The sequence below is a fragment of the Rhodopirellula islandica genome, from assembly GCF_001027925.1.
GTDB lineage: Bacteria > Planctomycetota > Planctomycetia > Pirellulales > Pirellulaceae > Rhodopirellula > Rhodopirellula islandica.
Window position 1 is genome coordinate 25,630 of record NZ_LECT01000036.1, and the last position, 24,363, is coordinate 49,992.

13 protein-coding genes and 1 tRNA gene are annotated in these 24,363 nt (G+C 58.3%); 6 read left to right on the forward strand and 8 right to left on the reverse strand.

Features of this window, described 5'->3' with window-relative positions; all coding sequences use genetic code 11:
• Window positions 1-97 precede the first annotated feature (97 nt).
• Genes RISK_RS17795 through RISK_RS17805 form a run of 3 tightly spaced genes read left to right on the forward strand, consistent with a single transcriptional unit; the run spans window position 98 to window position 4,311 of the window.
• Window positions 98-1,630 carry a serine/threonine protein kinase gene (locus RISK_RS17795; protein ID WP_047815684.1) on the forward strand — a complete coding sequence of 511 codons (1,533 nt, stop codon included), beginning with the start codon at window positions 98-100 and terminating at the stop codon, window positions 1,628-1,630.
• The gene (locus RISK_RS17800; protein WP_047815685.1) at window positions 1,627-2,853 is read left to right on the forward strand and encodes a 1-acyl-sn-glycerol-3-phosphate acyltransferase; all 1,227 of its coding nucleotides are present in this window, start codon (window positions 1,627-1,629) and stop codon (window positions 2,851-2,853) included. Before RISK_RS17795 ends, RISK_RS17800 begins: the two co-directional genes overlap by 4 nt.
• Before the next feature lie 33 nt (window positions 2,854-2,886).
• Complete coding sequence (locus tag RISK_RS17805) at window positions 2,887-4,311, forward strand: cytochrome c (protein ID WP_047815686.1); 1,425 nt, start codon at window positions 2,887-2,889, stop codon at window positions 4,309-4,311.
• A 722-nt stretch (window positions 4,312-5,033) separates the two neighbouring features.
• Here the strand turns inward: RISK_RS17805 and RISK_RS17810 are convergent.
• Window positions 5,034-6,821 (reverse strand): aspartate kinase, encoded by a 1,788-nt coding sequence (locus RISK_RS17810; protein ID WP_047815687.1) that lies wholly within the window; start codon window positions 6,819-6,821, stop codon window positions 5,034-5,036.
• A gap of 72 nt (window positions 6,822-6,893) precedes the next feature.
• Window positions 6,894-8,135, reverse strand: a complete 1,242-nt coding sequence (locus tag RISK_RS17815) for a cofactor-independent phosphoglycerate mutase (protein WP_047815688.1) — start codon at window positions 8,133-8,135, stop codon at window positions 6,894-6,896.
• A 405-nt stretch (window positions 8,136-8,540) separates the two neighbouring features.
• Here RISK_RS17815 and RISK_RS17825 point away from each other — a divergent pair, with 405 nt between their 5' ends.
• Window positions 8,541-9,725: an acyltransferase family protein gene (locus tag RISK_RS17825; protein ID WP_047815718.1), complete on the forward strand. Its 1,185-nt coding sequence runs from the start codon at window positions 8,541-8,543 to the stop codon at window positions 9,723-9,725.
• A 144-nt stretch (window positions 9,726-9,869) separates the two neighbouring features.
• On the opposite strand, the gene leuS is transcribed toward RISK_RS17825, so the two are convergent.
• Together leuS and RISK_RS17835 are read right to left on the reverse strand one after the other, a co-directional pair.
• On the reverse strand, window positions 9,870-12,722 hold the full coding sequence (gene leuS, locus RISK_RS17830) for a leucine--tRNA ligase (RefSeq protein ID WP_047815690.1): 2,853 nt from the start codon (window positions 12,720-12,722) through the stop codon (window positions 9,870-9,872).
• Between the two features lie 302 nt (window positions 12,723-13,024).
• On the reverse strand, window positions 13,025-14,014 hold the full coding sequence (locus RISK_RS17835) for a hypothetical protein (protein ID WP_236696412.1): 990 nt from the start codon (window positions 14,012-14,014) through the stop codon (window positions 13,025-13,027).
• Between the two features lie 77 nt (window positions 14,015-14,091).
• On the opposite strand from RISK_RS17835, the gene RISK_RS17840 reads away from it, so the two are divergent.
• A complete protein-coding gene (locus tag RISK_RS17840; protein WP_047815691.1) occupies window positions 14,092-14,745 on the forward strand; it encodes a phosphoribosylanthranilate isomerase in 654 nt (217 codons plus the stop codon).
• A gap of 76 nt (window positions 14,746-14,821) precedes the next feature.
• A tRNA-Leu gene (locus tag RISK_RS17845) sits at window positions 14,822-14,906 on the forward strand.
• Window positions 14,907-15,348: 442 nt separating this feature from the next.
• On the opposite strand, the gene RISK_RS17855 is transcribed toward RISK_RS17845, so the two are convergent.
• From RISK_RS17855 to RISK_RS17870, 4 genes are all read right to left on the reverse strand, one after another.
• Window positions 15,349-17,031 carry a Na/Pi cotransporter family protein gene (locus tag RISK_RS17855; protein ID WP_053061219.1) on the reverse strand — a complete coding sequence of 561 codons (1,683 nt, stop codon included), beginning with the start codon at window positions 17,029-17,031 and terminating at the stop codon, window positions 15,349-15,351.
• Window positions 17,032-17,224: 193 nt separating this feature from the next.
• The gene (locus RISK_RS17860) at window positions 17,225-18,184 is read right to left on the reverse strand and encodes a DHH family phosphoesterase (protein WP_047815693.1); all 960 of its coding nucleotides are present in this window, start codon (window positions 18,182-18,184) and stop codon (window positions 17,225-17,227) included.
• 106 nt (window positions 18,185-18,290) lie between these two features.
• Window positions 18,291-19,463 (reverse strand): sialidase family protein, encoded by a 1,173-nt coding sequence (locus tag RISK_RS17865; protein WP_236696413.1) that lies wholly within the window; start codon window positions 19,461-19,463, stop codon window positions 18,291-18,293.
• A 267-nt stretch (window positions 19,464-19,730) separates the two neighbouring features.
• Window positions 19,731-23,738, reverse strand: a complete 4,008-nt coding sequence (locus RISK_RS17870; protein ID WP_047815695.1) for a PVC-type heme-binding CxxCH protein — start codon at window positions 23,736-23,738, stop codon at window positions 19,731-19,733.
• Window positions 23,739-24,363: the final 625 nt, after the last annotated feature.

Here is a 24,363-nt window from a genome sequence, read left to right on the forward strand (position 1 = left end):
AACCTCGCCGCCTCACTGACCTCCTTTGTTTGGCGTCTCTGCGATCGAGATCTTCACCATCGGACTTGTCTTCTAACTGGATTTTCTTCCACACACCATGGCTTCGATCACATCGGAACGATTTGTCGAGATGGTTGCACGGAGCAACTTGGTTGACGAAGCCACGCAGGAACGGTTCCTAAAAAAGGTTCGTGAAAAGTGTGAGGGCAGTTTGCCGGCCAGTTCGAAGAAGCTGGCGATGGCCTACAAAAAAGCGGGCCTGCTCACCGATTGGCACATCGAGAAGCTGTTCACAGGGAAGTACAAGGGCTTCTTCCTAGGCAAATACAAACTGCTCGGCCACATTGGATCGGGCGGGATGAGCAGCGTTTATCTGGCGGAACACACCGGTTTGGGCGACAAGCGTGCGATCAAGGTGCTGCCCAAGAAACGCGTCAACGATGCCTCGTATCTGGCTCGCTTCAAACTGGAAGCCAAAGCCATCGCGTCACTCAACCACCCCAACATTGTGTTGGCGCACGACATTGATAACGACGGTGACGTCCACTACATCGTCATGGAATACGTGGACGGGGTGGATTTGCAGGTGTTGGTGCGGCGCGACGGACCGCTCGATTTTTCCACCGCCGCGGAACTCATTTCCCAGGCTGCCCGTGGATTGGCACACGCGCACGATCGCGGCGTGGTTCATCGCGATGTCAAACCAGCCAACCTGTTGATTGACAGCGACGGCCGGGTTCGGTTGTTGGACATGGGATTGGCCCTGGTGACCAAAACCGGGGATGATGAATCTCTGACCGTCGCCAACAATGAGAATGTCCTCGGCACGGCCGACTACCTGGCACCTGAGCAAGCCCTGAACAGTCACACGGTGGACCACCGAGTCGACATCTATGGTCTGGGCTGCACGTTGTATTTTCTGTTGACCGGCAGGCCACCCTTCGCCGAAGGCACGCTGGCCCAGCGGATCGCCAAGCACCAAAACGAAATGCCCAAGGCGATTCGAGAGCTGCGACCAGAGTGTCCCGGCGAATTGGAAGGGATCGTGGTGAAGATGATCCAGAAGGATCCTCGCTACCGCTATCAAAACGCCACCGACGTCGCCGAGGTGCTCAAGAAATTTGCGGCTGCCGTGCCCAAGGGCGAAATGATTCGAGTTGGGCTGGGCGAAGACCCGGGCGAAGACAGCAGTCTGTCTTCGATGGATTTCGACAGCAGTTCAGAATCGATGGTCACCCAGTCCAATCAAGACACACTGACCAATAAAAACGATGACACCCTGGCGAGCAGTCGTTCCAAGCTCATTCGGGAACAGAATCAAGCGGCCAGCGAAAGTGGTCGATTGGTGAAGGTCGGATCGATGGGAACGCCCGCCGATATGTTGGAAGGAAGCTTTCTCGATTTGGAAGTGGAATCCGGTTACAAGGGCCCGCCCGGGCGGGCACCCAGTTCTGGAAGTCGACGTGGTGTGGGTTCGGGAATTGATCGCGGCCAGGCAGCTGACGCTCGAGCACAACCCGGTGACAACCGGAGCAAGGGCATCGATCCGGTGTTGCTGGGAACCGTGGTGACCTCGCTGTTCGTGGCCGCACTGGCTCTGGGTTATTTCCTCGCGAAAGTGACGTCTTGACTGTTGTTCTTGATCGGCCCTATGAGTTCGTGCCGCCTTATCGCGGGAACCTCTGGCCCACTGCAATTCAAACCTTTCGGTTGATTGATTGGCACCTTCGCAAGAAGGAGGCTGTGCTCGATTTCGAATGCCGGCACGCCGAGCGATTCGCGGAATCGTTGCAAGCCGGTCACGGAATCTTGCTTGCCCCCAACCACTGTCGCTATGCCGACCCGATCGTGCTGGGGTGGTTGGCTCGAGAGGTCCACACCCATCTGTATGCGATGGCATCGTGGCACTTGTTCAACACCAACCGGTTCGAGCAGTTTGCGCTACGGCGAATGGGGGCCTTCAGTGTTTTTCGAGAAGGCAATGATCGCAAAGCACTCGAAACCGCAATCGACATTCTGGTCAGCGGGGAACGTCCGCTGGTGTTGTTCCCTGAAGGCACCACCAATCGAACCAACGACGTGTTGAAGCCCTTGCTCGATGGCGTTTCCTTCATCGCTCGAGCTGCCGCGAAGAAGCGTGCCAAGCGAGAGGACGGGCAGGTCGTCATTCACCCGGTTGGTTTGAAGTACCTGTGCCTCGAAGACGCACATGCCTGGGCGCACGAGCAGTTGGCGGAGTTGGAGCGAACGCTGAGTTGGTTGCCAGCTCCCGGTCCCGGGGCCATTGGAAATTTGGTGGAGCGTTTGTTTCGAGTCTCGCAGGCCTACCTGGCTTTGAAAGAAATTGAGTTCACCGGGCATGCTTCCACTGGCGAACTCAGTCCTCGGCGTGATCGTTTGATTGAGCAGTTGCTTCAGCAGTCCGAAGAACGGTATAGCTTGGTGGCGAAACCGACGGAGGATGTGCGAGAACGCGTGCGGAAGATTCGTGCGGCGGTCTCCAACACGTTCTTTGCTGCCGAGAACACCGTCCGTGACCCTGCGACTTTTCGTCGCGATGCAGAACGCGCGGACTTGGCACAGTTTCTCCTCTCGTTTCCCGATGAATACTTGACACCGGGAAAAATCACCGACACTCGCATTGTGGAAACGATTCAACGCATTCAAGAGGCCATTTTTGGCAAGGCGAAGGAGTCACTGCCAATGAAAGTGGTGATCGAAGTGGGGGAAGCCATTCCGGTTCCCGCCGGGCGCCCGCCACGCGGTGAAGCGGATCCAGTGCTTTGCCAATTGCGGGACCAATTGCATACAATGGTGACATCGTTGTCCCAAGAGGCCACCTTGTTGGCCTGAGTCATCTCTTACTCATCTCACGCCAACACGATCATGCCGTCCAAATCTCCTCGTCGTTCGAAATCCCTCACTTGTTTGACTGGGGCGTTCGCGATCGCGGCCGGGTCGACGTTTCTTGGCGGTTGCAGCGAGCCGAAGCCGGTCGCGTTTGAGCCCAACCTCGTGCACGCGATGAAGTACGAGTTGAAGGAGGGCATCGAGATGGAACAGGCGTCCCAGGATGCGTTTTGGATCGTGACCGAGATGTTCGGGACTCCCGATCAGCCCAAGTTGCCAGCAGCGGCGATGGAAGACGAAGACTTTGCGACGTTGGTGTCACTCGACAATCTGATGATGGCCTCGGGCCCCGCGGACGCAGAAGGCCGTGGGCTTTATCAAAAACAGTGTGCCATCTGTCACGGCATCAGCGGCGATGGACGCGGCTCGTCCTCCGCGATTTTGAATCCGTATCCTCGTGATTACCGCAAGGGTGTCTTCAAATTCAAATCGACCGAACGAGGCGAGAAACCCACCCGAGAGGACTTGGCGACGTTGATCAAAAACGGCATCCAAGGCACCGCGATGGTGGCTCTGCCCAGGCTGACCGACGAGCAGATCGAGGACCACATCGGCAAAGCGATCGACACGCTGAGCGGCGAGGAAGTCGAGGCGGTCAACCAAGAAGTGATCGACCAACAAACCGAAGCGCTGACCGACTACGTGATCTACCTTTCCTGGCGCGGTGAGTTGGAGCGAACCCTGCTCGACGACGCGATCTTTGAGTTGGATTTGGAAGGCGGCGATCGCATCATCAATCCCGCTCACAAAAATTCCACCGACGAAGAAGAAAAGGAATTGTTTGATGAAGGTTGGGAGATCGCCGAAGACTACGCCTTGGAAATTGCTGACGCTTGGTTGGCAGCTCCAGACACGGTGGTCGAAGTTCCTGAACCACCGGCTGACCTGCCGGTCGCGGACAACTATGAAGAGTTCGTCGCGTTTCAAAACGGCGACCAGGCCGAAACCTTGGCCGAATCCGTCCAGCGAGGGCAAGAACTGTATCTCGGCAAGATCGCTTTGTGCAGCAAGTGCCACGGCGTGAAAGGATTGGGCGATGGGCAAACAACCGACTTCGACGATTGGACCAAGGAGTGGACGCTCGGCATCGGCATCAAGCCTGAGAATCGTGATCAGCTGATTCCTTTGCTCGCCCGGGGTGCGTTGCCGCCGCTGAATGCCTCGCCACGAAACTTCACCACAGGATTGTTCCACGGGGGTGGAACCGCGAATGATCTGTACATTCGAATCACGCAGGGCATCGAGGGTTCGCCGATGCCAGCGGCTACCTTTGTGGAAGGTGAATTCGAAGAAGATGACGTGTGGCACCTGATCAACTTCCTGCGTTCACTTCAAACGCCACCGGAACCGGAAGAAGAACCCACCGAAGAGCCAAAGCCAACCGAAGTGGCCGCTCGGTAGAACGTCGGCCAGGTCCCACCTGGCATGGTGAAATGCGAGGCTGTTGAATGCCACCGCTCCGCGGTTGGGGGACGCCTTGGCTTCAGTCGCGGAGCGACGACAGTTGGCAGCGAGTTCGGATCCACCTGTTGCCGTTCGGGATGTTCGGAAAATAAATGGTGGCTGGCATCTGGGTTTCGCCCCGGATGGGGCCGTCATGCTTAGCTCGGGGCGGAAGCCCCGAGAGACCGATGCCGGAAAACAAACGGTCGCCCCGGATGGGGCCGTCGTGGGAGTTGGGGGAGTCCCTCGCTCACGCGTCGGGTTGTGATGGTTGGTCTAGGCAGGTCGGCTGGAATGATCGGGCACAACCATGTGAGCCGTTTGGGCGTTCGCCCCGGTTGCGCGTGAAAACCGTGGCTAACGCCAACGGCTCACATACGCGATGACACCTGTGTACCTGCTTAGGCCGACTCTGACGGGCAAGAGTGCCCATCATACGTTGAAACGTCGTTGACGACTGAGTCGACCAGCCGTCACCATTGACGCTCTGATTGCGAATGCCAATTTTATCCCTGGATTGCACCCCGCGGCTTGGGGCCGGTGCGGGGCACCTGGACCTCGGGTTGAAACCCGAGGCTGTCGAATGCCACCGCTCCGCGGTTGGGGGGGCGTCTTGGCCTTCGTTGCATCGGAAATGGTTGCCAGGTGCAACCTGGCCGTCGGGCATCTCACCCACCACTTCAGTGCAGGGCTTCTGCGAAGGCTTGTTTGAGCCTGGCTGCGGCGTCCCCGGCTTGGTCGCTTTGGATGACCACGTTCACTTGCAGTTCGCTGGTCGCGATCATCTCGACGTTGATGCCGGCGCTGGCCAGTTGCTCGAACAGCACCGTGCCGACTTGCGTGTGGCTTCGCAGTCCGATGCCGCTGACACTGAGCTTGGTGATTCCGGACGCACCGCGTACGTCTCGCATTTCATGTTTGTCACAGATCGCTCGAGCGACCTTGGTGGCGGCATCCACATCGGCTTGTTCAACCGTGAAGCTGACGCTGGTGCTGCCGTGTTCGCCGTCGTAGCCTTGCACGATCATGTCGATGAAGATGCCAGCTTCACCGATCTGTTCAAAGATGTCGGCTGCCACACCGACTTGGTCCGGCACGCCGTCGAGTGTCACGCGAGCTTGTTCGGGCACGATGGAAATGTCGGTCAGTGTGAGCGCTTCCAACGCGTCGTTTTGCAAGCGAGAGACGACGTCGGCCACATCGGCTTCCTTGGCATGGCTGGCTTTGATTTCGTTCCATGTTTTTGCGTCGCTGGGACGCTTGTCCAATGAGAACGCTTCGTGCACCGCACGCAGGGCTGTGTTGGCTTGATCACGAGGAACCAAGCAGGAGATTTTGATCTCGCTGGTCGTGATCATGTGGATGTTGACCTTGGCCTCGGCCAGGGCTCGGAACATGCTGGCAGCGACGGCCTTTTGATGGGCCATCCCCAGTCCCACGACGCTGACCTTGGAGACTTGATCGTCGTGGGTCACACCATCGGCACCGAGCGACGCCAGGATTCCCTCAAGTGCTGCGAGGGTTTTTTTGAGTTCGCCGCCCGCGACCGTGAACGACACATCGGCCTTGCCAGAGGAGCCCACGTTTTGGACGACCATGTCGACGGCCACCTTCTGCTCCGCGATCGCCGAGAAGATCTTTTGACTCATGCCAGGAACGTCTGGCACGCCCAACACGGTCACGCGAGCCTCATCGCGGGTCAACGCCGCGCCTGAGACGGGAGCGGTCTCCGATTCGGGCTGGGCGACGATCATCGTGCCGTCTTGATCCGAGAAACTGCTGCGGACGTGGATCGGCACCTCAAATTTCTTCGCAAATTCGATGGAGCGGGAGTGCATCACACCGGCACCCAACGAAGCGAGTTCCAGCATTTCGTCGTAGCTGATCACATCCACCCGGCGGGCTTCTGCCAGCAGTCGTGGGTCGGTGGTGTAAACGCCATCGACGTCCGTGTTGATTTCGCAAGCGTCCGCGCCCAGCACGGCCGCCAGTGCCACCGCGGTGGTGTCGCTGCCGCCTCGCCCGAGCGTCGTGATGTTCAAGTCATCGTCGATGCCTTGGAAACCCGCCGCGACGACGATGTTGCCAGCGTCGAGCAAGCGTTCGATGCGACCGGTGTCGATCGATTGAATGCGAGCCTTGCTGAAGCTGTTGTCGGTCTTTAGGCCGATTTGTCCGCCTGTCAGGCTAACCGCTTTTGATCCCATGTTGTGGATCGCCATCGCAACCAACGCCACGCTGACCTGTTCGCCGGTGCTGAGCAGCATGTCCATTTCGCGTGCCGGTGGTTCATCGCTGATTTGCGACGCCAGATCCAGCAGCGTGTCCGTGTTTTTGCCCATCGCACTGACAACCATCACGACTCGATGGCCGGCTTTTTGCGCACGAATAGCCTTCCGCGCTGCGGCACGAATCTTTTCAGTGTCGGCAACCGACGTGCCGCCAAATTTTTGAACGATCAGGGACATGGAAGTGACGAAGCGAAACGGAAGGAAGGAGGGAAAGGGATTGGCAGTCCATTTGCCAGCGGACCCGAAGGATCAGCCTTTTTGAATGTAGGCGTCCATCATCGTCCAACCGGGATCGAACACCCATCCGGATGCCTTCGCGGCGATCTCGTCGAAGGTCGTCGCGGAGTCAGTTTCGATGCCGGTGCCGGCCATCGTCAGGGGCACGGGGCCGTGTGTGTGTTTCTTGGTCCGGCAAAACGTGGGGTGATCGGGCAAGATCAACATGCGGTGTTCGTCGTGCTTGGAAAGAGCTTCCCAAAGCGGTGCAACGATGTGCTGGTCGATTTGCTGCAACGCTTCGATCTTGGCCTCGACGTTGCCCTCGTGAGAGGCTTCGTCAGGAGCTTCGATGTGGACGCAGACGAAATCATAGTCCGCGAGGGCTTGGATTGCCGCTTCGCCTTTGCCAGCGTAGTTCGTGTCGAGGTACCCGGTGGCACCTTCGACTTCGATCCGCGGCCAACCGGCAAGGGCACCGATGCCGCGAAGCAAGTCGACCGCGGTGATCATCACGCCGCGAATGCCGTAGCGTTCCTCGAATGTCGACAATTGAGGCGCGCCGCCGGAGCTCCACAACCAAACGTGGGTCGCGACGTCTTTGCCGGCCGCTTTGCGAGCGACGTTGATCGGGTGTTTGGCCAAAATCTCCGCTGACGCATTCATCAGGTCCACCAAGATCTGGCTGCCGGGACCACGTGGGAAATCATCCATCACGCTGAGGTCAGTCAAATCGTGGGGTGCGCTGGATCGTGTCGCGTTGGTGAACGGCGAGGGGTGATCGGCGTCGCCGCGGTACAGCATCAAATTGCGATAGCTGACTCCGGGGACAAATTCCAATCGGCTGGCCAGGTCAGCGTTGCCCAGAGGTCCGTTTTCGGCGAACAATTCCTTCGACAAATCCGCGAGCAACGTGGTGGCTTCTTCGGTGCTGATGTGATCGGCGGTGAAGTCGATCATGGTCTGGTCGCGAATGGTGACCAAATTGCATCGCACGGCGCAATCGTGAGGGCCCAATTCGATGCCCTGCGCGGCGGCTTCCAAAGGAGCTCGGCCGGTGAAGCACACATTGGGGTCGTACCCCAGCAGGCACAGGTTGGCGATTTCGCTGCCAGCAGGGAAATCAATCGGCGTGTTGTCGGTCACGCCAACACGGCCCAGCGAGGCGATCTGGTCCATCGCGGGCAGGTTGGCGGCTTGCAGAGGTGTGCGTCCGTTCAGTGGTTCGAGCGGTTCGTCGGCACAGCCGTCGGGGATAATCAGGACATATTTCATGGCGAAGGCTCCGCCTGGATGGTCGAAAGAATTGCGGCAGTTTCGTTGAACGCCCGCGAAAACGAAAGGGCCCGACCCAAACCGATGTCGCGGGAACCCGCAAAATCGATCTTATCGTCGTCTCCGTTGCTGCCGGATCGACCGATACAGACCGACGCGGCAGCAGCGGACTTGCGCCAGTCAAGCAAAAATCGGTGGTGAAGAGGGAGGGGGTGACCCATCCTTGAGAGGACACAGAGATCCTTCTCGTTCCAGGTCCATTGTTAAACGATGCATTCTGCCCCACCACCATCCGATTCCCCATCGGCGACTGGCCTTTATTCAGGCCCGTCTTCGGCATGCACATGGGAACAATCCGCCGAACCGGTGGCCCTCGCGGTGAGAACTTCCGCTGACGTCCGCCATTTGGCTCGCGCTGTCCGCAAGGGACGCAATGTGTCCCCGATCGTGGCCGCGTCAGAGGAGCCCGGCCAAGACCCCAGTGGGTCTGGTGCCGGTGAGTCTTCCTCGTCGCTGAAGCCACATCGCCGGATTCTGGAACTCGACGCGCTGCGTGCGATGGCCGCGATCAATTTGGTGCTGTTCCACTTCACGCACGTTTACGCGGTCAAGTTTGGCTTCTCCAGTCCGCTGGGCGGGGAGTGGCCCTACGGTGCCTACGGCGTCGAGCTGTTCTTCATCCTCAGCGGTTTCGTCAACAGCATGTCGCTGATGCGTCGTGGAAAGCCCACCGACTTCGTGGCCGCTCGACTGATTCGAATCGTGCCGCTGTTCCTGATGGTGATTTTCGCGAACCTTTGGATCGTGACGTTTGCCCCGTTGAATGGGCAGCCGATTTCGACGCAGCAGTTCCTGGCGAATTTGACCTTGATGCCGCGAGTCTTCGGCTACGAGTGCATCGATCCCGTGATGTGGACCTTGCAAGTCGAGATGATGTTCTACTTCGTCTTGGTGACGCTGTTCTGCAAAGGCTACTTGCAACGCTACTTCGTCGGTTGGGGATCGTTGCTCGCCGCTTCATTGGTGCTGTGTCCCGCGTTGGATGCAGCTCAGGCCAGCTATGGTGACACGTCCATGTTCGCTGCTCTGACAGCGGTCAGGCATCTGCTGGTGCTCGACTTCGCGCCGCTGTTTGCGATCGGGTTCTTGCTGTACATGATCAAGACCGGTGTCGGGGCGAAGTGGCAGAACTTGCTGGGCATCGTCGTTGCCGCGGGAGTCTTCCACAGCATCGATCACGGCAAGCACAACCCGGCTGCGACGGCCCTGATCATCGGCTTGGTCACGATGGCCGCCTACGGAAAAATTCCCGTCTTGCGGCTGAAACCTTTCGTGGCCATCAGTTCGATCTCGTACGCGTTGTACCTGTGTCACAACAATCTGGGCTGCACGTTGCTGCATGCCTTTGATCAAGCCGGCCTGCCACCGATCGTGTGTTTGGCGATCGTGATCGGGTTCTCATTCGCTTTGGCCTGGATGGTGACCGTTTGGATCGAGCAACCGATCACGAAGGCACTGCGTCGCTTGTACGCCAATGTGTCCGTGCGACTACGTCGGCCATCATCCGTCACCGAACCAGCCATCAGCTGATTCGTCGTCGCCCACAATCATGTCGCCCATCGACTCCGCTCGATGGAACCGGTAACGCGTAGCCGGATTCGCCAGAATTCGGACACGAACACGAACCGAATTCTTGGCGAATCCGGCTACCTTGGCCTACGTTCGCTCACCGGGTCACTTGACGACCAGGTTCACCATTCGGCCGGGGACCGCGATCGTCTTGACGACCTTTTTATCGCCGATCGCGTTTTGAACCGCGGGGTCTGCCAGCGCTGCTTCGCCCATTTCATTGGGCTTGGCATCGGGTGACAACGAGATCTTCGCTTTCAGCTTGCCATTGATCTGAACCGGGATCTCGATGCTGGACTGGACCAACGCGGCTTCGTCCCATTGCGGCCATGGCTGCAACGAAATCGATTCGTTGTGACCCAGGTGCTTCCACAGTTCTTCGCACAAGTGAGGTGCGTAAGGCGCCAGCAAGATCAGGAACGATTCCATCGCTTCGCGTGGTCGTGTTTCGCAGCGGGTGAAGTGATTGGTGAATTCCATCATCTTCGCAATTGCGGTGTTGAAGCTCATCGCTTCGTTGTCTTCGGTGACCTTCTTAATCGTTTGGTGCAGCACGCGAAGTTGTTCTTCATCGCAGGGCGTGTCCACCACCGCGGCGGAAACCTGCAGCTCGTCTTCAGGTTCGTCGATGATCATCCGCCAGACGCGATCGAGGAAGCTGCGAACGCCGCCGACGCCGTTCATCGCCCAAGGCTTGGTTGCTTCCAACGGGCCCATGAACATCTCGTACAAACGCAGCGAGTCCGCTCCATAATCGCGAACGACCGAGTCGGGGTTGACCACGTTGCCGCGGCTTTTGCTCATCTTGAACGCGCGGCTATCGACCTTGATCGAGGCGTCCGACGCCAAGACAAAGCCTTCGCCTTTCTTGATGACTTCTTCTTCGGTCAACGAAACGATCTCGACCTGTTCGCCAGTGGCTTTGCTGACACGGTTGCCCTCGGCGTCTTTTTTGACGTCTTTGGTGGAGACGTGTTTGCCGGACGGATCCACGAAGCTGGTGAATTCCACTTCGCCCAGAATCATGCCTTGGTTGACCAGCTTGCCAAACGGTTCGGGGCAAGACACATGCCCGCGATCGAACAGGACCTTGTGCCAGAACCGTGAGTACAACAAGTGCAGCACAGCGTGTTCCGCACCGCCGACATACAAGTCGACTGGCATCCAGTCCTTTTCCTTTTGTGGATCGATCAGCGCGTCGCTGTTCTTGGGGTCGATGTACCGCAGGTAGTACCAGCATGAACCGGCCCACTGAGGCATCGTGTTGGTTTCGCGGCGATAGCGTTTGCCGTCGAGCTCCACGATCAACCAATCGTCGTCGGCTTTCGCCAGCGGTGGCTCAGGGCGACCGTGCGGTTTGAAGTCAGCCAGTTCTGGCAACGTCACCGGCAATTGATCATCGGGTACCAAGCGACGCACGCCGGTCGCATTGCCTTCCGAGTCGATCTCGTGCAGGACCGGGAACGGCTCGCCCCAGAAACGTTGTCGGCTGAACAACCAATCCCGCAACTTGTAATTGACGGCTTCGCAGGCCAAGCCTTGTTGGGCCAATTCCGCGGTCAAAGCGGCTTTGACTTCCGCGGTCGTCTTGCCATCGTACTCGCCGCTGTTGATCGCGACGCCTTCTGCGGCGAAGCAAGCTTTGCCAGCCAAGATTTCTTCGCGTTGTTTGTGGTCCGCAGGAGGATCCACCACGGGGATCACAGGCAAGTCAAACGCCACGGCGAATTCAAAATCTCGTTCGTCGTGAGCGGGAACGGCCATGATCGCGCCGGTTCCATAACCCGCCAAAACATAATCCGCGACCCAAATCGGGATGCTGCGTCCGTCCGCTGGGTTGATCGCGTGCGAACCCGTGAACACGCCTGTCTTGGCTCGATCGCCATCGGTTCGTTCGCGGTCACTTTTGAACGAAGCCTTTTCGCGATAGGCGTCGACCTCGGCCTTTTGTTCCGGTTTGACCAGCACATCGATCAGTGGGTGTTCCGGCGCGACGACCATGTAGGTCGCTCCGAACAAGGTGTCGGGACGCGTTGTGTAAACACGCAAGCAATCCTTGCCGGGGTCGGCTGGGAAGCCTTCCGATTCTCGAGCACGCTTGAACGCGACGAATGGTCCGGTGTCGTCCCCGACGGCGCCGCGTTGCAAGTAGAAATCGACTTCGCCACCGGTGCTGCGACCGATCCAGTCGGATTGCAATTTCTTGATGCCGGAGGGCCAATCCACGTTCGCCAATCCGTCCAACAATCGTTCCGCGTAATCGGTGATCCGCAACATCCATTGCCGCAGCGGGATCCGCTTGACCGGGTGCCCACCGACTTCGCTCTTGCCATCGACCACTTCTTCGTTGGCCAGCACCGTGCCCAGTTTCGGGCACCAGTTCACCAAGGCGTCGTCCAGGTAAGCCAAGCGGTTTGAGTCGCGATACTGCTCGATTGCCAATTTGCCTTCCGCGGTGACTTCCGCGGGGATCGGCAACTCCGCAATCGGGCGGCCTTTTTGTTGCTCGTGATCGAACCAAGTGTCGTACAACACGCCGAAGATCCACTGCGTCCAACGAAAGTACTCTTCGTCCGTCGTCGCCAAGACCCGATCCCAGTCGTAGCTGAAACCGAGCATCTTCAATTGACGAGTGAAGTTGTCGATGTTGCGTTGGGTTTGAACGCGAGGGTGTTCGCCCGTCTTGATCGCGTGCTCTTCCGCGGGCAATCCAAACGCATCGAATCCCATCGGGTGCAAAACCGCTTCCCCGCGAGCCCGAGCGAAACGCGAGACGATGTCGGTCGCCGTGTAACCTTCCGGGTGTCCAACGTGCAGCCCGTCGCCGCTGGGGTAGGGGAACATGTCCAGCACGTAGCGTTTCTTCTGGCCGACCTGATCGGGCGTGGCGAAAGTGTGGTGTTCGTCCCAGTAAGCTTGCCAGCGAGGTTCAATTTCGTTGGGGTTGTAGCGGACCATGTCGTCTTAGCGATGCGGGGAAGGGCAGGGCAGAGCAGGGCAGGGCACTCGAGATGAAAAAAACGACCACCTTGCGTTGCAAACAGGTTCCCTCAGGGGGCGTTTTCGGGCAAGCGGTCTGGTGCGAGAGCTGCTCCGGCAAGTTCGCTTGCGTTGCCAAGTCGCTGCCGGATGGGCGTCGCAAAGCCTCCTTCATTCGGCCTGCGCAGACCGGAATCGCCACGACGGGACCCGTGACAAAGGCCGTCTGCGTCCGCACCCAAGTAGGCCGGATCAAGCCACTCCGGCAAGTCCGCTGCCTGCTAAGTGATGCCTAGCACGCGGACGACAACCAGCACGCCTGCCGCGACCACCAGGCTCACGGCCGCCGTTCGCCGCAGCCAGACTCCGGCGGGTTGGGTCACCGCGACCCATTCGGCCCGAAACGCCATTTCTGTCCAGTTGTCGCCCTTGTCTGGGGACTGCAACGCTTCCGCTTTCTGATCGCGGATGCCCAGCGAAGCCAGTTCCAGCCGGCGGACCGGCGAGGCGTCGAGCCAAGTCCAGCCCGAGATCGCGACCATGAGTGCCACGCCAATGGCCCATGCCCAGGCGCGAGTCGGCCACGAGATGGGCAGCGTGTTCACTTCGATGGTCTTGGCAAACATCGCGATCCGCTCCGCGTTGGCTCGCTCGTACCCCGCCAGCCATTCGTTGGTGCGGGTTGTTTCGCTCTGCCAAAACGCAGCCCACTTGGACGCTTTGGAGGGAGGTTGGGAAGTCGAGTCGGAAGTCGAGTGGCTGGCCAATCGAAGCGGCGACTCGGAATCGCTTTCGTGCGAAGCGACTTGGTTTTGTTCGGCTTTCGCGTAGAAGGCCGCCACCTCACTCCGCCACCGCACCCATCCCACATTGGCGGATGCTTTGGGCTGTTGAGCGTCCAGCAGTCGCGTGCGGAACCCGTCCACGTTGTCGCCGGTGACAACGCGATGCGACCAGACGTTCGCGTTGGGACCTGTTTCAGAAGATCCAGCGCGAACCGGTTGCGGATAAGAAACCCGATGCCGGCTCGGCTGCGGCGGCCAGATCGCCATCACCAGCGTGAAACTGGCGATCGACGTGATCGCGATGCCGACGAGCGGGTTGCGTGTTAGGATTCTCAATGCAGCGAACTTGCCAGACACGAAACGATGCCACTGAAAATGCGAGGGATCGGCGGTTCGAACGTGCTCGCAGAAATCTCGAGACCGTCCATCTTGATGATCGGCCGGTTCCACTTCGGTGATCCAGGAAACTTGAAACGATTGTGACAACCTTGCCTCCGTCAGGTCCCACCACTCCCCCCACCACCCGTTCTTTGCGGTCACCGTTCGCGATCAAAATCTGCGGCATGCGAAGCGTGCAGGACGTATGGGCCGTTGCCGATGCGGGAGCGGACGCGGTGGGGCTGAACTTTTACGGACCCAGCGTCCGATCGCTCAACCCCGATGCTGACGAAACATTCCAGATCAATGACGCGGCTCGCCAAGCGGGGTTGATTCAGGTCGGATTGTTCGTCAACCATGACTTGGCATTCATCCAGCGGGTGGTTGAATCGTTGCAGCTTGATTGGATCCAGTTGCATGGTGACGAGCCCGTGACACTGGCCGAGGAACTGATCCGCCGTGGCGGGCGAGTCCTGAGAGCGATCCGGTTGCCGCGCGGGAATCTCGAGCCCGGGCAGATTGATGCCGCGATCGGTCAATGGAATGACGCGGGTGTTTCACTGTTGCTCGACGCGGACGCGGGGGCCTCGTTCGGCGGAGGCGGCCAGTCGCTGGATTGGCCCAGCATTCGAGATTGGGCGGATCGCCGCGGCGAATCAGCGGCCGGGTGGGTGTTGGCTGGCGGCCTGAATCCCGAAAACGTGCCAGAAGCGATTCGGATCAGTGGAGCGACCAGCGTCGACGTTGCCAGCGGCGTCGAGCAGCCCAAGGGGCAGAAAAACGCCGAGAAAATCCGCCAATTCGTCGCAGCCGTCCGGCGGGGTGAGGAAGCTCTGTGAATCCAGGCTGACTGGGCGTTGACGTCGGACGGATTTGTGCCAAACTTTGCCACCCAGTCAAAGACCAACACAGCTCGCGGCCGTGGCGGAACTGGCAGACGCGCTAGGTTGAGGGCCTAGTGGGAGTTAATCCCGTGGAGGTTCGAGTCCTCTCGGCCGCATCCAAAGAACCCCGTGATTCACGGGGTTTTTTCATGCGCGGACGGGATTTCCCGTCGTCGGCATTCCCGACAGAATGGTCAGCAACGGGCCCTGATTCACCACGGTTGCCTGAATCTCGTGCAACCAGTGGTGCAACCGTTCATGTGATGGTGCGGCCCGTTTGGGATTCTGACTCCGCAACGTCTTCCCCACCAAGCCAGGTGGTGCGAGGTGTCACGTCGGAATCGAGTCGAGGTGGCGTCCACCAACGTTTCCTGTTCGTCGAGCGTTGTCATCTATCTGTGGTCGACGGCCAGCGATTCAGAACCGGACGCGATCGCATTTCGGCTGACGAGGTGGTTGGTCATCGTGTCGGCCGCGGGACGCTCGTCCCCGGTTTCGGTGCGTGGTTGGGGGAGGTGGTTGGCAGGCTCCGCTGTGCTGAATTGCGTCTGACCAAGATCATCTTTCGTGAGCGATCGTTTCGGCAATGTTTCGGGCGTGGTCACGGACGCGGATGTAGGCGTTCAAGGCGGCCATGAACGCGACGCTGACCACGGGAGGAATTGTGCCCGCGGATAACTCTTCCAGGTGCTTGCGACGCAATGCCTTGACTTGATCTCGAATGCGTTTGCCGCTGGCATCGGTGCTGGTCAGAACGTTGGGGTTCGATGCGGTCAGGGCCTCGTGGATCTCACGGGTGTAGGCTTTCACGCTGCGATTGAGTGTTTCCAGGTCGGCCCGCTGCGAATCGGTGAAGCGAAAGCCGTCGCGTCTCAGTTTTCGGTCAAACTTGTCCAGATTGACGATGTAATCACTGATGGATTCGTATTCGTCGGCCAGTCGCAATTGCCGTCGCGCCTCTTCGGCCGTTGCGTGCGACACATTCCCTGAGAGCAGATTGGTGATGAACGCAGCGACCTCGTCTTGGACAGAATCCAGCACGCGTTCGCGTTGCCGCAGGCGGTCGCCGAGTTGCTTGTTCGGTTTCTCGGCTTGCATCAACTCCAGGTGCCAATCGAGCATCTTCAGGCAGCCATCTCCCATCTTGAGAATCTCTTTGCGAGATTGCTCGATCGCTAGGAGAGGTGTTTCCAAAATACGGACGTCCAAATCGGTCAGGCGTGGTTTTTCTTTGTAAGACAACGACGGAATGACCCGTTCCAGGAAGCTGACGATCGGCTTCAAGAACGGCATGAACATCAAGGTGTTGCAAACGTTGAAAACGCTGTGAGTCGCCGCAATGGCTGCCACGGTGTTGGGGTAGGTTTTGTTCCCATCAACGATCACGGATTCCGCCACATCGACGCCGATGATGCCTTGGATCAGTTGGATGTACCACTGGAAAATCAGCGTGATCCAAAACACACCAATCAGATTGAAAATCACATGGAAATACGCGGCTCGCTTTGCATTGGTGGTGGTCCCCAGGGAAGCCAAGAAAGCGGTGATCGTCGTCCCAAGGTTCTCGCCCAAGATCAACGCCGCGGCGGTGGGATACGAAATCACACCTTGGGTCGCCAGCGAAATCGTGATGCCGAGCGTTGCGGAAGAGGATTGGACCAACGTTGTGAGCACGCAGCCGACCAAGGCACACTTCAACACACCCACGTAAGTGTCTGCCTGGAAGCGGGCGAACCAGGCTTCGAAGTCGGGCATCTCTTTGATGATCGAACAAGCGTCCTTCATCACTTCGAGCCCAAAGAACACCATCCCGATGCCCATCACGACCATCGCCCAATAACGCCAGCGATCACTGCGGGTGAACAGATAAACGAACGCGGCAAACCCCAGCAGCGGCAACCCGTACTTGCCAATCTTCAGAACCAAGATCCAGCCTGTGATCGTCGTGCCGATGTTGGCTCCCATGATCACGCCGACCGCTTGCGACAGATTCATCACACCGCTGTTGACGAACCCCACGACCATCACGGTCGTGATTGAGCTGGATTGAACGATGCAGGTCACGATGACGCCGACCATCGTGGCGAAAACGCGGTGGTTGGTGACAGCGCCGACCAGGCGACGCAGGCTGTTCCCAGCGACGGCTTGCATCCCGTCGGACATGTGCTTCATGCCCAACAGAAAGATGCCGAGTCCGCCGGCCAGTTCAAAAATCATCTTGATCAGCGTGGATGAATCCAAGGGGGCCCGTCCCGAAACTTCGAAAGTGAATCGTTAAGATTGCATGAAGAGATCGCAATTCGGCGGGATTGTAACCTGACGGGCCTGCTTTCGGGGTGCAGCCGAAGGATTTTCACGGTGGGTGCGTGCGATCTGTCCCAGCGGGCCGGCACGCGGTCGCTGGGGGTGGGAGCCCGAGGGTGCGAGGGACCACCTAGCCGGCGAATTGTTGCTGCATGGTGTCGAGGAATTCTTGCAGTTGGTCGGCGGGGAGTTGGTTGATGCCCGCCGCGGCTTTGCGGCCGCCTCCGGTTGGGAATTGACGGACAAGTTCGTCGGCACCGGTCTTGGTGGTCAAGGGAGCGCGGACGCTGACCAGGTACTCGCCCGATGGCAGTTCGCTCAGCAACGCGTGGGCTCGGTTGGGATTTTCGCGGGCGAGTTGGTTGCTGTAGACGCCGCTGACTCGGCGCGAAAAGGAATCGTTGGGGAACAAAAACGCCGCACACGATTCGGTCGCCAGCTTGGGGGCGATCGAAGCGGCTCGCTGCATGTCACTGTCAAAACCGTCACGAAGGGTTTCAAACGTGGTGTCCGCCGCGATGAACTCAAACGGATCCGCATACGGTTGAACCTTGCGATACAACTCGTCGGGAGCGAAGTAGAGGTCGTCGAGCGTTCCCCCGTAGCCGTTGTAGTTGAGCAAGGTGCCGAGTTGTTCCAGTTCCCCGAGTTGCGAATCGCTGAGGTTCAGAGGTTCGGCGGCCGATTTGGCGGCGTCGTACAAGTTGTCACCGTACAGAGCGGTGATCGCCCAGGGCAAGAATTGACCGTGGAGGAACTGATTGACCAGCAGTCCCGTGCACACATCACCGGCGGTGTCGATGTGTGTCGACAGCAGCGGCGACGCCGGAATGTCGCCCGCGAAATGGTGATCGAAGTAGGTGACGGGAACTTCGGCGGCCAAGATCCGTTGGAGTTCGTCGCGGTTCTTATCGAGCGAAATGTCGAGCACGGTCACGGAATCGCCCGAGCCCGCGAGGACTCGTTTGAGAAGGTTGATGTCTCGTTTGACGCCAGTCACGAGCGTGCTGTCTTTCGGTTCCGCCAGCCGCAATTGGTGCAGCGCGCAAATGCCATCCGCGTCGCCATTGAAAACGTCAAAGTGAGTCACGTTGGTATCTCTGTGAGAGTGAAAGCTGGAGGGCACGAGCAGTGGGGCTTGGATGTTCTGATTCTAGTTCCCCATTGCGAAAGCGAAACCGTGCCTGCAGAGTGGGTCACAGGCCAAATTCGTCGAGTGAGATCGTTTGAAATTCCAGGTCGGCTCGCGACGATTCGTACAGAATTCCGACGGTCCTGTCGTCGACCATCACGAGCGAACTGTAGGATCCGCCGTCGGCGTCCAAGGCGATTTGTCGATCGGATGGCCAGGTCGCACCGTCATCGAGGCTGGCACGAACCGTCATGTTGGCACGGCGAGTTTTGTGATTTGGGTTGCTGAAGAACAGAACACGACGACCATCGGCCAACTTGTGCGAGATCAGACTGGCCATGCAGACAGGTTCGGGCAGGACGCCGTGGTCGCTTGGGTGAACCGTCCAGGTCTGGCCCAAGTCGCTTGTCACGCTGATGGCTCGTCCGTTGGTTTCGGATTTGTCTCGGCGGTTCCGGTTGTCTCGCATGTTCAGCATCAACGAACCATCGGCCAACTCAGCAACGGCGCATTCGGTCGTGTCGGATCGTGCGGGGGCCGAGACCGTCCAAGTCTTCCCGTGATCACGCGAATAGATGAGATTGGAAAACGGAAGCCCGGTTTGGTCGCGGCCTTGTGTTGGAATCACCAGCGTGCCGTCGGTCATGGTGATTCCATTGCCGGGCGCGGGAGCGAACAGGTACCACTTGGGATCCTTGAGTTGCTTCGTCCAGTTCTCGGGGGACGACCAAGTTTGTCCGTCGTCGCTGGAACGCACGGCCAAGAACTGGGTGGAGGTGGCAACGTTCAGTCCCGGTTCGGAGCCATTGCCACGCCATTGATGCGTGCCTGGTTTGCCATGAGTCCAGACGGCGGTGACGATGATTTCTCCGGTTTGTGTGTCGACCAAGATATTGGGATCAGAGCATCCGTTCTGATTTTCGGGCAATCCTCCGTGGGTGCGCATGTCCATGATGGGTCGAGGAGCGGACCACGTCTTTCCGCCATCGGTGGATCTCGATAGTCCGATGTCCATGTGGCCTTGCAGATCGCGACGACTGTCGTATCGCATGTCGTAAACCGCCAGCAAAGTGCCCGCGTTGGAACGAGCGATCCCGGGAATGCGAAATGTGTGGCAATCGTGATCACCTTGGCGGTGCAGAATCACTGAGGGACATTGGTCAGCGTTGGCGATGGGTGTCAGCGAGCAACCAATGAGTGTCGAAGTCAGGACCATCGCGAGGCAACGTGGCGACATGAAGCGTTGGGACATGGGAGGGAGCTTGGCGGGACGGGTTTGGCGGGAGGCAAATAAAAAAGCCGACGCGAAACTTGGCTGGCAAGTTTCGCGTCGGCTATCAAGATAGTCGGTGTGAAAACCTAGGAGTTGCTGGGAAGGGGGCTGTGCTTGTTGACCCTCACCCCCGACCCCTCTCCCCGAGGCGGGGCGAGGGGAGACTGTTGCTATTTGGAAGCGAAAGTTGCTTCCAAACGGGCCGGGGCCCCGGACGAATTTCCTTGCGGATCAGTTTTTGATCTTCGCTTTCTTCTTCAACTGGTTCAGCGTCTTCGTGCCGCCTTCGTTGACTTCGAAGATGAACTTGGCGAGATCCAAGAACTCTTGTCGATCCTTCAGCATGTTGACGAGTCCGGGCGGCATGGTCGAGTTTTGTGACTCGAGCACGTCTTCCACATCATCGATTGGGATGGTGCGGGGTTTGCCTTGATCGGCGGCGATGCTGAGCGTGATCTTGTCGTCGGTTTCTTCCACCAGGAAGCCAGACAGGATGGCACCGTCGACCGTGATCACGTTCACGGTTTGGTAGCCTTCCAGAATCTTCTCGGAGGGTTTCAGGATCGATTCGATCAAGTGCTCATGCGTGATGTCCTCCCGTGTTTTGGTGAGGTGAGGTCCAAGTTGGTACCCTTCGTTGACATCGTGGCAAGTCGCACAGGCGGTCTTGGAACCATAGAAGGATGTGGCACCTCGAACGGCATCGCCTTGTTCACGAGCATCGCGAACCAGATCGCTGAGTGACTCCGCGAGGAGTTCCGTTTCGAGTTGGTTGGTGGCTGGTTCCTCCTCCATCAGTTCTGGGCGGCTGCCCTCGGGGAACGGATGCATCTCGATCAGTTCTTCGGGGCTGTAGAAGCGTTGCCGGTCCTCGGTCACCGCACGGATGCGTTTGACTTCGTCGGGTGTGATTTCGCTGGCGTCATTGCCCCAGCTGTTTCGAACATAAGTCAGAGCGGCCGCGATTTCTGCATCGGAGAACATGTTGCCGATCGCGGTCATTGGCGGCACGCCTTGGGTTGGTTCAAAGACCTTGCCGCGAACACGGATTTCTCCCCAGATGCCGTGCAGAGTCAGCTTGATCAGGCGTTCGGAGTCGCCGGTGATCCATTCACTGCCAGCAAGCGGCGGGTAGATTCGAGCGATGCCTTCCCCGTTGTCACGGTGGCAGGCGTAGCACGATCCTTCTTCGAAGAAGACTTGCTGACCCAGGTTGTAGGTCTGAGCAAATTGCTTGTTCTTGAACTTCTTTGACTTGGTGCGGTAGTCCTTGGGTTTGGCGGCACCTTCCAATTTGCCAGCGAGCAATTGCTTGTACTCCACCAGCAAGTTTTCCGGATCGAATGCTTTCGCTTCAATCAATTGTTCGACATCGTTTTTCAGCAGCGGCATGGCGCTGTTGAGTGCATTGCGAATCCAGCGATCTGTCTTGTAAGAGGCGACCGTGAGTAGCACTTCTGCACCGGGTTTGCCGCCCAGCCAAGAACCGGCCGAGAGAGCTTCCAGGCGAACCCGGGGGTGTTCATCCGCGGCAGCGGCCATCAAGTAAGTTTCGGGATGGTCGAGCAAGTGCAGGCAGTGCCGGACGACTCGAACCGCTGCGGAGCGAACCCGGTGGTCTTCGGCTTGCAGGCACTGGTCAATCAACTCGGTGGACGGTTCTTGGTGACCCCAGGTTGCCCAAAGAGCTTCCAAGACCAAGCGTTCGTTGTCCGCATTGTCGCTGGCGAATTTCATCGCGGCAGAGATCACGGCTTGTTTGTCACGACCACGCAATTCGAGGTGTGAACGTTTGCGAGCGTTGAGTTCCGGCAACTTCATGTTCTCGAACAGTTGTTCGATCTCGGCGCCGTCAACCGTTGGCGGTTCGACCAAGTCACGTTCCGCGTAGGTGATGCGATAGATGCGGCCGTATTCTGAATTCCGCATCGGATCACGAGCGCTGTGTTGCATGTGACCGATCAACGTGTTGTGCCAATCGATGAAGTACAGGCTTCCATCGGGAGCCACTTCCAGATCACAAGGACGGAAGTTGCCATCGGAAGACTGGATCAAGTCTTGGCGGAATTTGCCTTTGATCTCAACGCCGTCTTCGACCGTCTTGTATTGCTTGATTCCCAGGAAGCCAATTGTGTTGGCGTACATGTAGTCGCCTTGGACTTCGTCTGGGAAGTGACGGCTGTAGAGGAATTCCGATCCGGAAGTCGGGCGTGTGTGGTGTTCGTAGTTGAACTTCGAAACCTTTGGAATCTCTTTCGAGTGGGGGACCTTGATCGAGTAACCCAGCATCCAGTACTGGGCACCACCGGAGGCATCATTGACAAAGGTTTGGCCGTATTCGTCGTGGGCGACGCCCCATGGGTTGTTGACGTCCGACTGCATGACGCGTTCGACTTTCCATGACTTGGGATCGAAACGCCAAATGCCACCGTCCGTCATGCGTTCAGGACCCCAAGGGGTTTCGACTTGCGAGTGCAGGAAACGACCTTCGCACATGTAGATCCCGGCACCGTGGTCGACATCAAATGCTGAGATGGCATGGTGCGTGTCGTGCGGGTCGAAGCCGTCGAGCAGGACTTCTTTCTTGTCGGCGCGGCCGTCGCCGTCGGTGTCCTTCAGCAGCACCAAGAACGGTTCTTGCGAAAGGTAGACGCCTTCGGGAGCCAATTCAAAGCCGATCGGCATGTGCAATCCATCGGCGAAGACGGTTTCTTTGTCCGCGCGTCCATCCCCATCGGTGTCCTCGTAGATGAGGATCATGTCGTTGGGTTTGGAGTCACCTGGTTTGTAGTGCGGGTAGCTTGGCAGGGTCGAAACCCACAGGCGGCCCTTGTTGTCAAACCGCATTTGGGCTGGGTTGCCCAGGTTCGGAAAGTCTTGCTCGGAAGCAAACATCGAGACTTCGTAACCTTCAGGCAGCGTGAACGTTTTCAGGGCTTCTTCTTCGACCTTGAGGTAGTCCGGGTTGCCGTTCTTCTCGCTCATTTGGAAGTTCGTTTCCACCGTCGACAAAGGCCGAGTGATCGAGTCATCGACTTCGAGGGTGGACGATTTTCCTTGCGCGATCGCCCAAATGTTGTGGTCTCGCAAGACCGTCATCTGACGGATCTTTTCGATCTCTTCGGGATAGTTGAAGTTTCCGTAGGGAGCCCAACGACGGCCATAGGCATGCACACCGTTGAGCATGCGGAAGTCATTTCGCCAGAACCAGGCTTTGTCTTGGACGGCCGCATGCAGCAACGAATCAGCCGGGGCGACACCCGAATCAGCACCAAACAATTGCTGCATGATGACAGGAGCGAGTTTGCGATAGCCTGCTTCGGACAGGTGGACGCCGTTGATTGTCAGAGGTTCATTGGAAGACTGAAACCATTCCAAGGTGGGCGAATAAAGGTCGATGAAGCCGACATGTTTTTCATCGGCCACCGCACCCACGGCATCCGCGTACGCCTTCAGAATCGCGTTGCGATCATCCGCGTTGGGGAGATTGAATTCGGGAAGTTGCTGCGTCGCGATCGGGGTCGCCAGCACCAGACGAGGTGGTTTGGATGCGTCACGTTCGTAGGAACGCGAGAGGGTGTGATCGACGAAGGCACGCAGTTCGTTCTTGAAGTTTTCGACCCCGGCCAGGCCGTCGAAGGATTCGTTGAACCCGAAGAAGGCGACGATCGTGTTGGCTTGGACGATGGTCAGCCATTCGTCTGGTTTGGGGTAGTGGCCTTCGCCGTAGTGCCCCTGGATTTCAGGACGGAACTTTTCGGCACCTGGAAATGCCCAGGGATCGTCTTTGCCGGCTTCGGGACGATAGGCCGGGGTGTGGCCGGGAAAGCCCATGTTTCGGAAGGTCAATTCCTTGTCGGGGAACTGCCGGTAGAGCGCTGTCTCAAACGCATTGAACAACTCCATCCGCGAGGCCAAACCGCTGCCGAGGAAGGTGATGGTTTCGCCTTGGGTCGGCGTCAGCGGCAACGACGTGGCGGCGGCTTTGGTTTCCACCGCGACGGGTTGCAGGTATTCCGGACGGACCTTTTTGGTCTGTTGGGTTTCGTTGTCGGTGAGGGTCGTGATGACCTCCGGTGCCTTTCGTGCGTCGCCGGATTTCTCATCCGCTTTCGCCAGCGACAAACCGCCTGTCAGCAGACAGGCGAGGCAAGCAAGACCAAGGGGAGTCAATGTCGACGCGGGGCGTCGCAATTGGTTCTCTGTGAGTCGCAAATTGTTTGGGAGTGTCGGATTCATTTTGAGGCAGGTTCTTAGCAGCGAGTTTGGGACGCCGAAGACGGTGAGAGGAGGGAGGGTGTGTAAGGGGGTTATTCTAGTTCATCAGGCTCGCTTGGGGATCAGGGAAGCTCGCTAGAGGCCAACCTTTTTGTCGCGTTCGGGGCTTCGGTCAGCGTTTGATCTCGATCGATTCACGCCGCCAGCAGACGGAACAATCCCGGCTGCGACGAATGTTGCTTTGTCACTACGAAAGCATCTCGCAATAAGATCGGGATCCAGCGGAACGTCGCAGGCGGGCTGTTGGTCTATTGAGCCGTTTCGGCGTTCGCCTCGGTTCCACCATCACCGACCGGGGCGAACGCCCAAACGGCTCACGTTCAAAATCGAATACGGCCTCAATCAACAGCGGGAAGCCGTCGGGTGCCGCGAATCCGGAAGTCTTTCGGCCAAGGCTGCTCAACTTGAAACCGGAAAAATGGATTCGGGACCGTTCCTCGAGAGCCAAGTTGCGAGAGGGATGGCTCGCGTTTCCAGAGTGTGCTTCGGTCGTGTTCGTCGTCGCTGCGATCGACCGAGCATCAGGGAAGAAGAGGCGTCTCGCCAGCGGTGGGCTGGCGAGACGGAATTGAAAAGAAGCAGCAAG

Coding starts and splice junctions, on each gene's coding strand:
- RISK_RS17795 (WP_047815684.1), top strand. CDS start 98: ATGGCTTCGATCACATCGGAACGATTTGTCGAGATGGTTGCACGGAGC.
- RISK_RS17805 (WP_047815686.1), top strand. CDS start 2,887: ATGCCGTCCAAATCTCCTCGTCGTTCGAAATCCCTCACTTGTTTGACT.
- RISK_RS17810 (WP_047815687.1), bottom strand. CDS start 6,821: ATGTCCCTGATCGTTCAAAAATTTGGCGGCACGTCGGTTGCCGACACT.
- RISK_RS17815 (WP_047815688.1), bottom strand. CDS start 8,135: ATGAAATATGTCCTGATTATCCCCGACGGCTGTGCCGACGAACCGCTC.
- leuS (WP_047815690.1), bottom strand. CDS start 12,722: ATGGTCCGCTACAACCCCAACGAAATTGAACCTCGCTGGCAAGCTTAC.
- RISK_RS17840 (WP_047815691.1), top strand. CDS start 14,092: ATGCGAAGCGTGCAGGACGTATGGGCCGTTGCCGATGCGGGAGCGGAC.
- RISK_RS17865 (WP_236696413.1), bottom strand. CDS start 19,463: ATGTCGCCACGTTGCCTCGCGATGGTCCTGACTTCGACACTCATTGGT.
- RISK_RS17870 (WP_047815695.1), bottom strand. CDS start 23,738: ATGAATCCGACACTCCCAAACAATTTGCGACTCACAGAGAACCAATTG.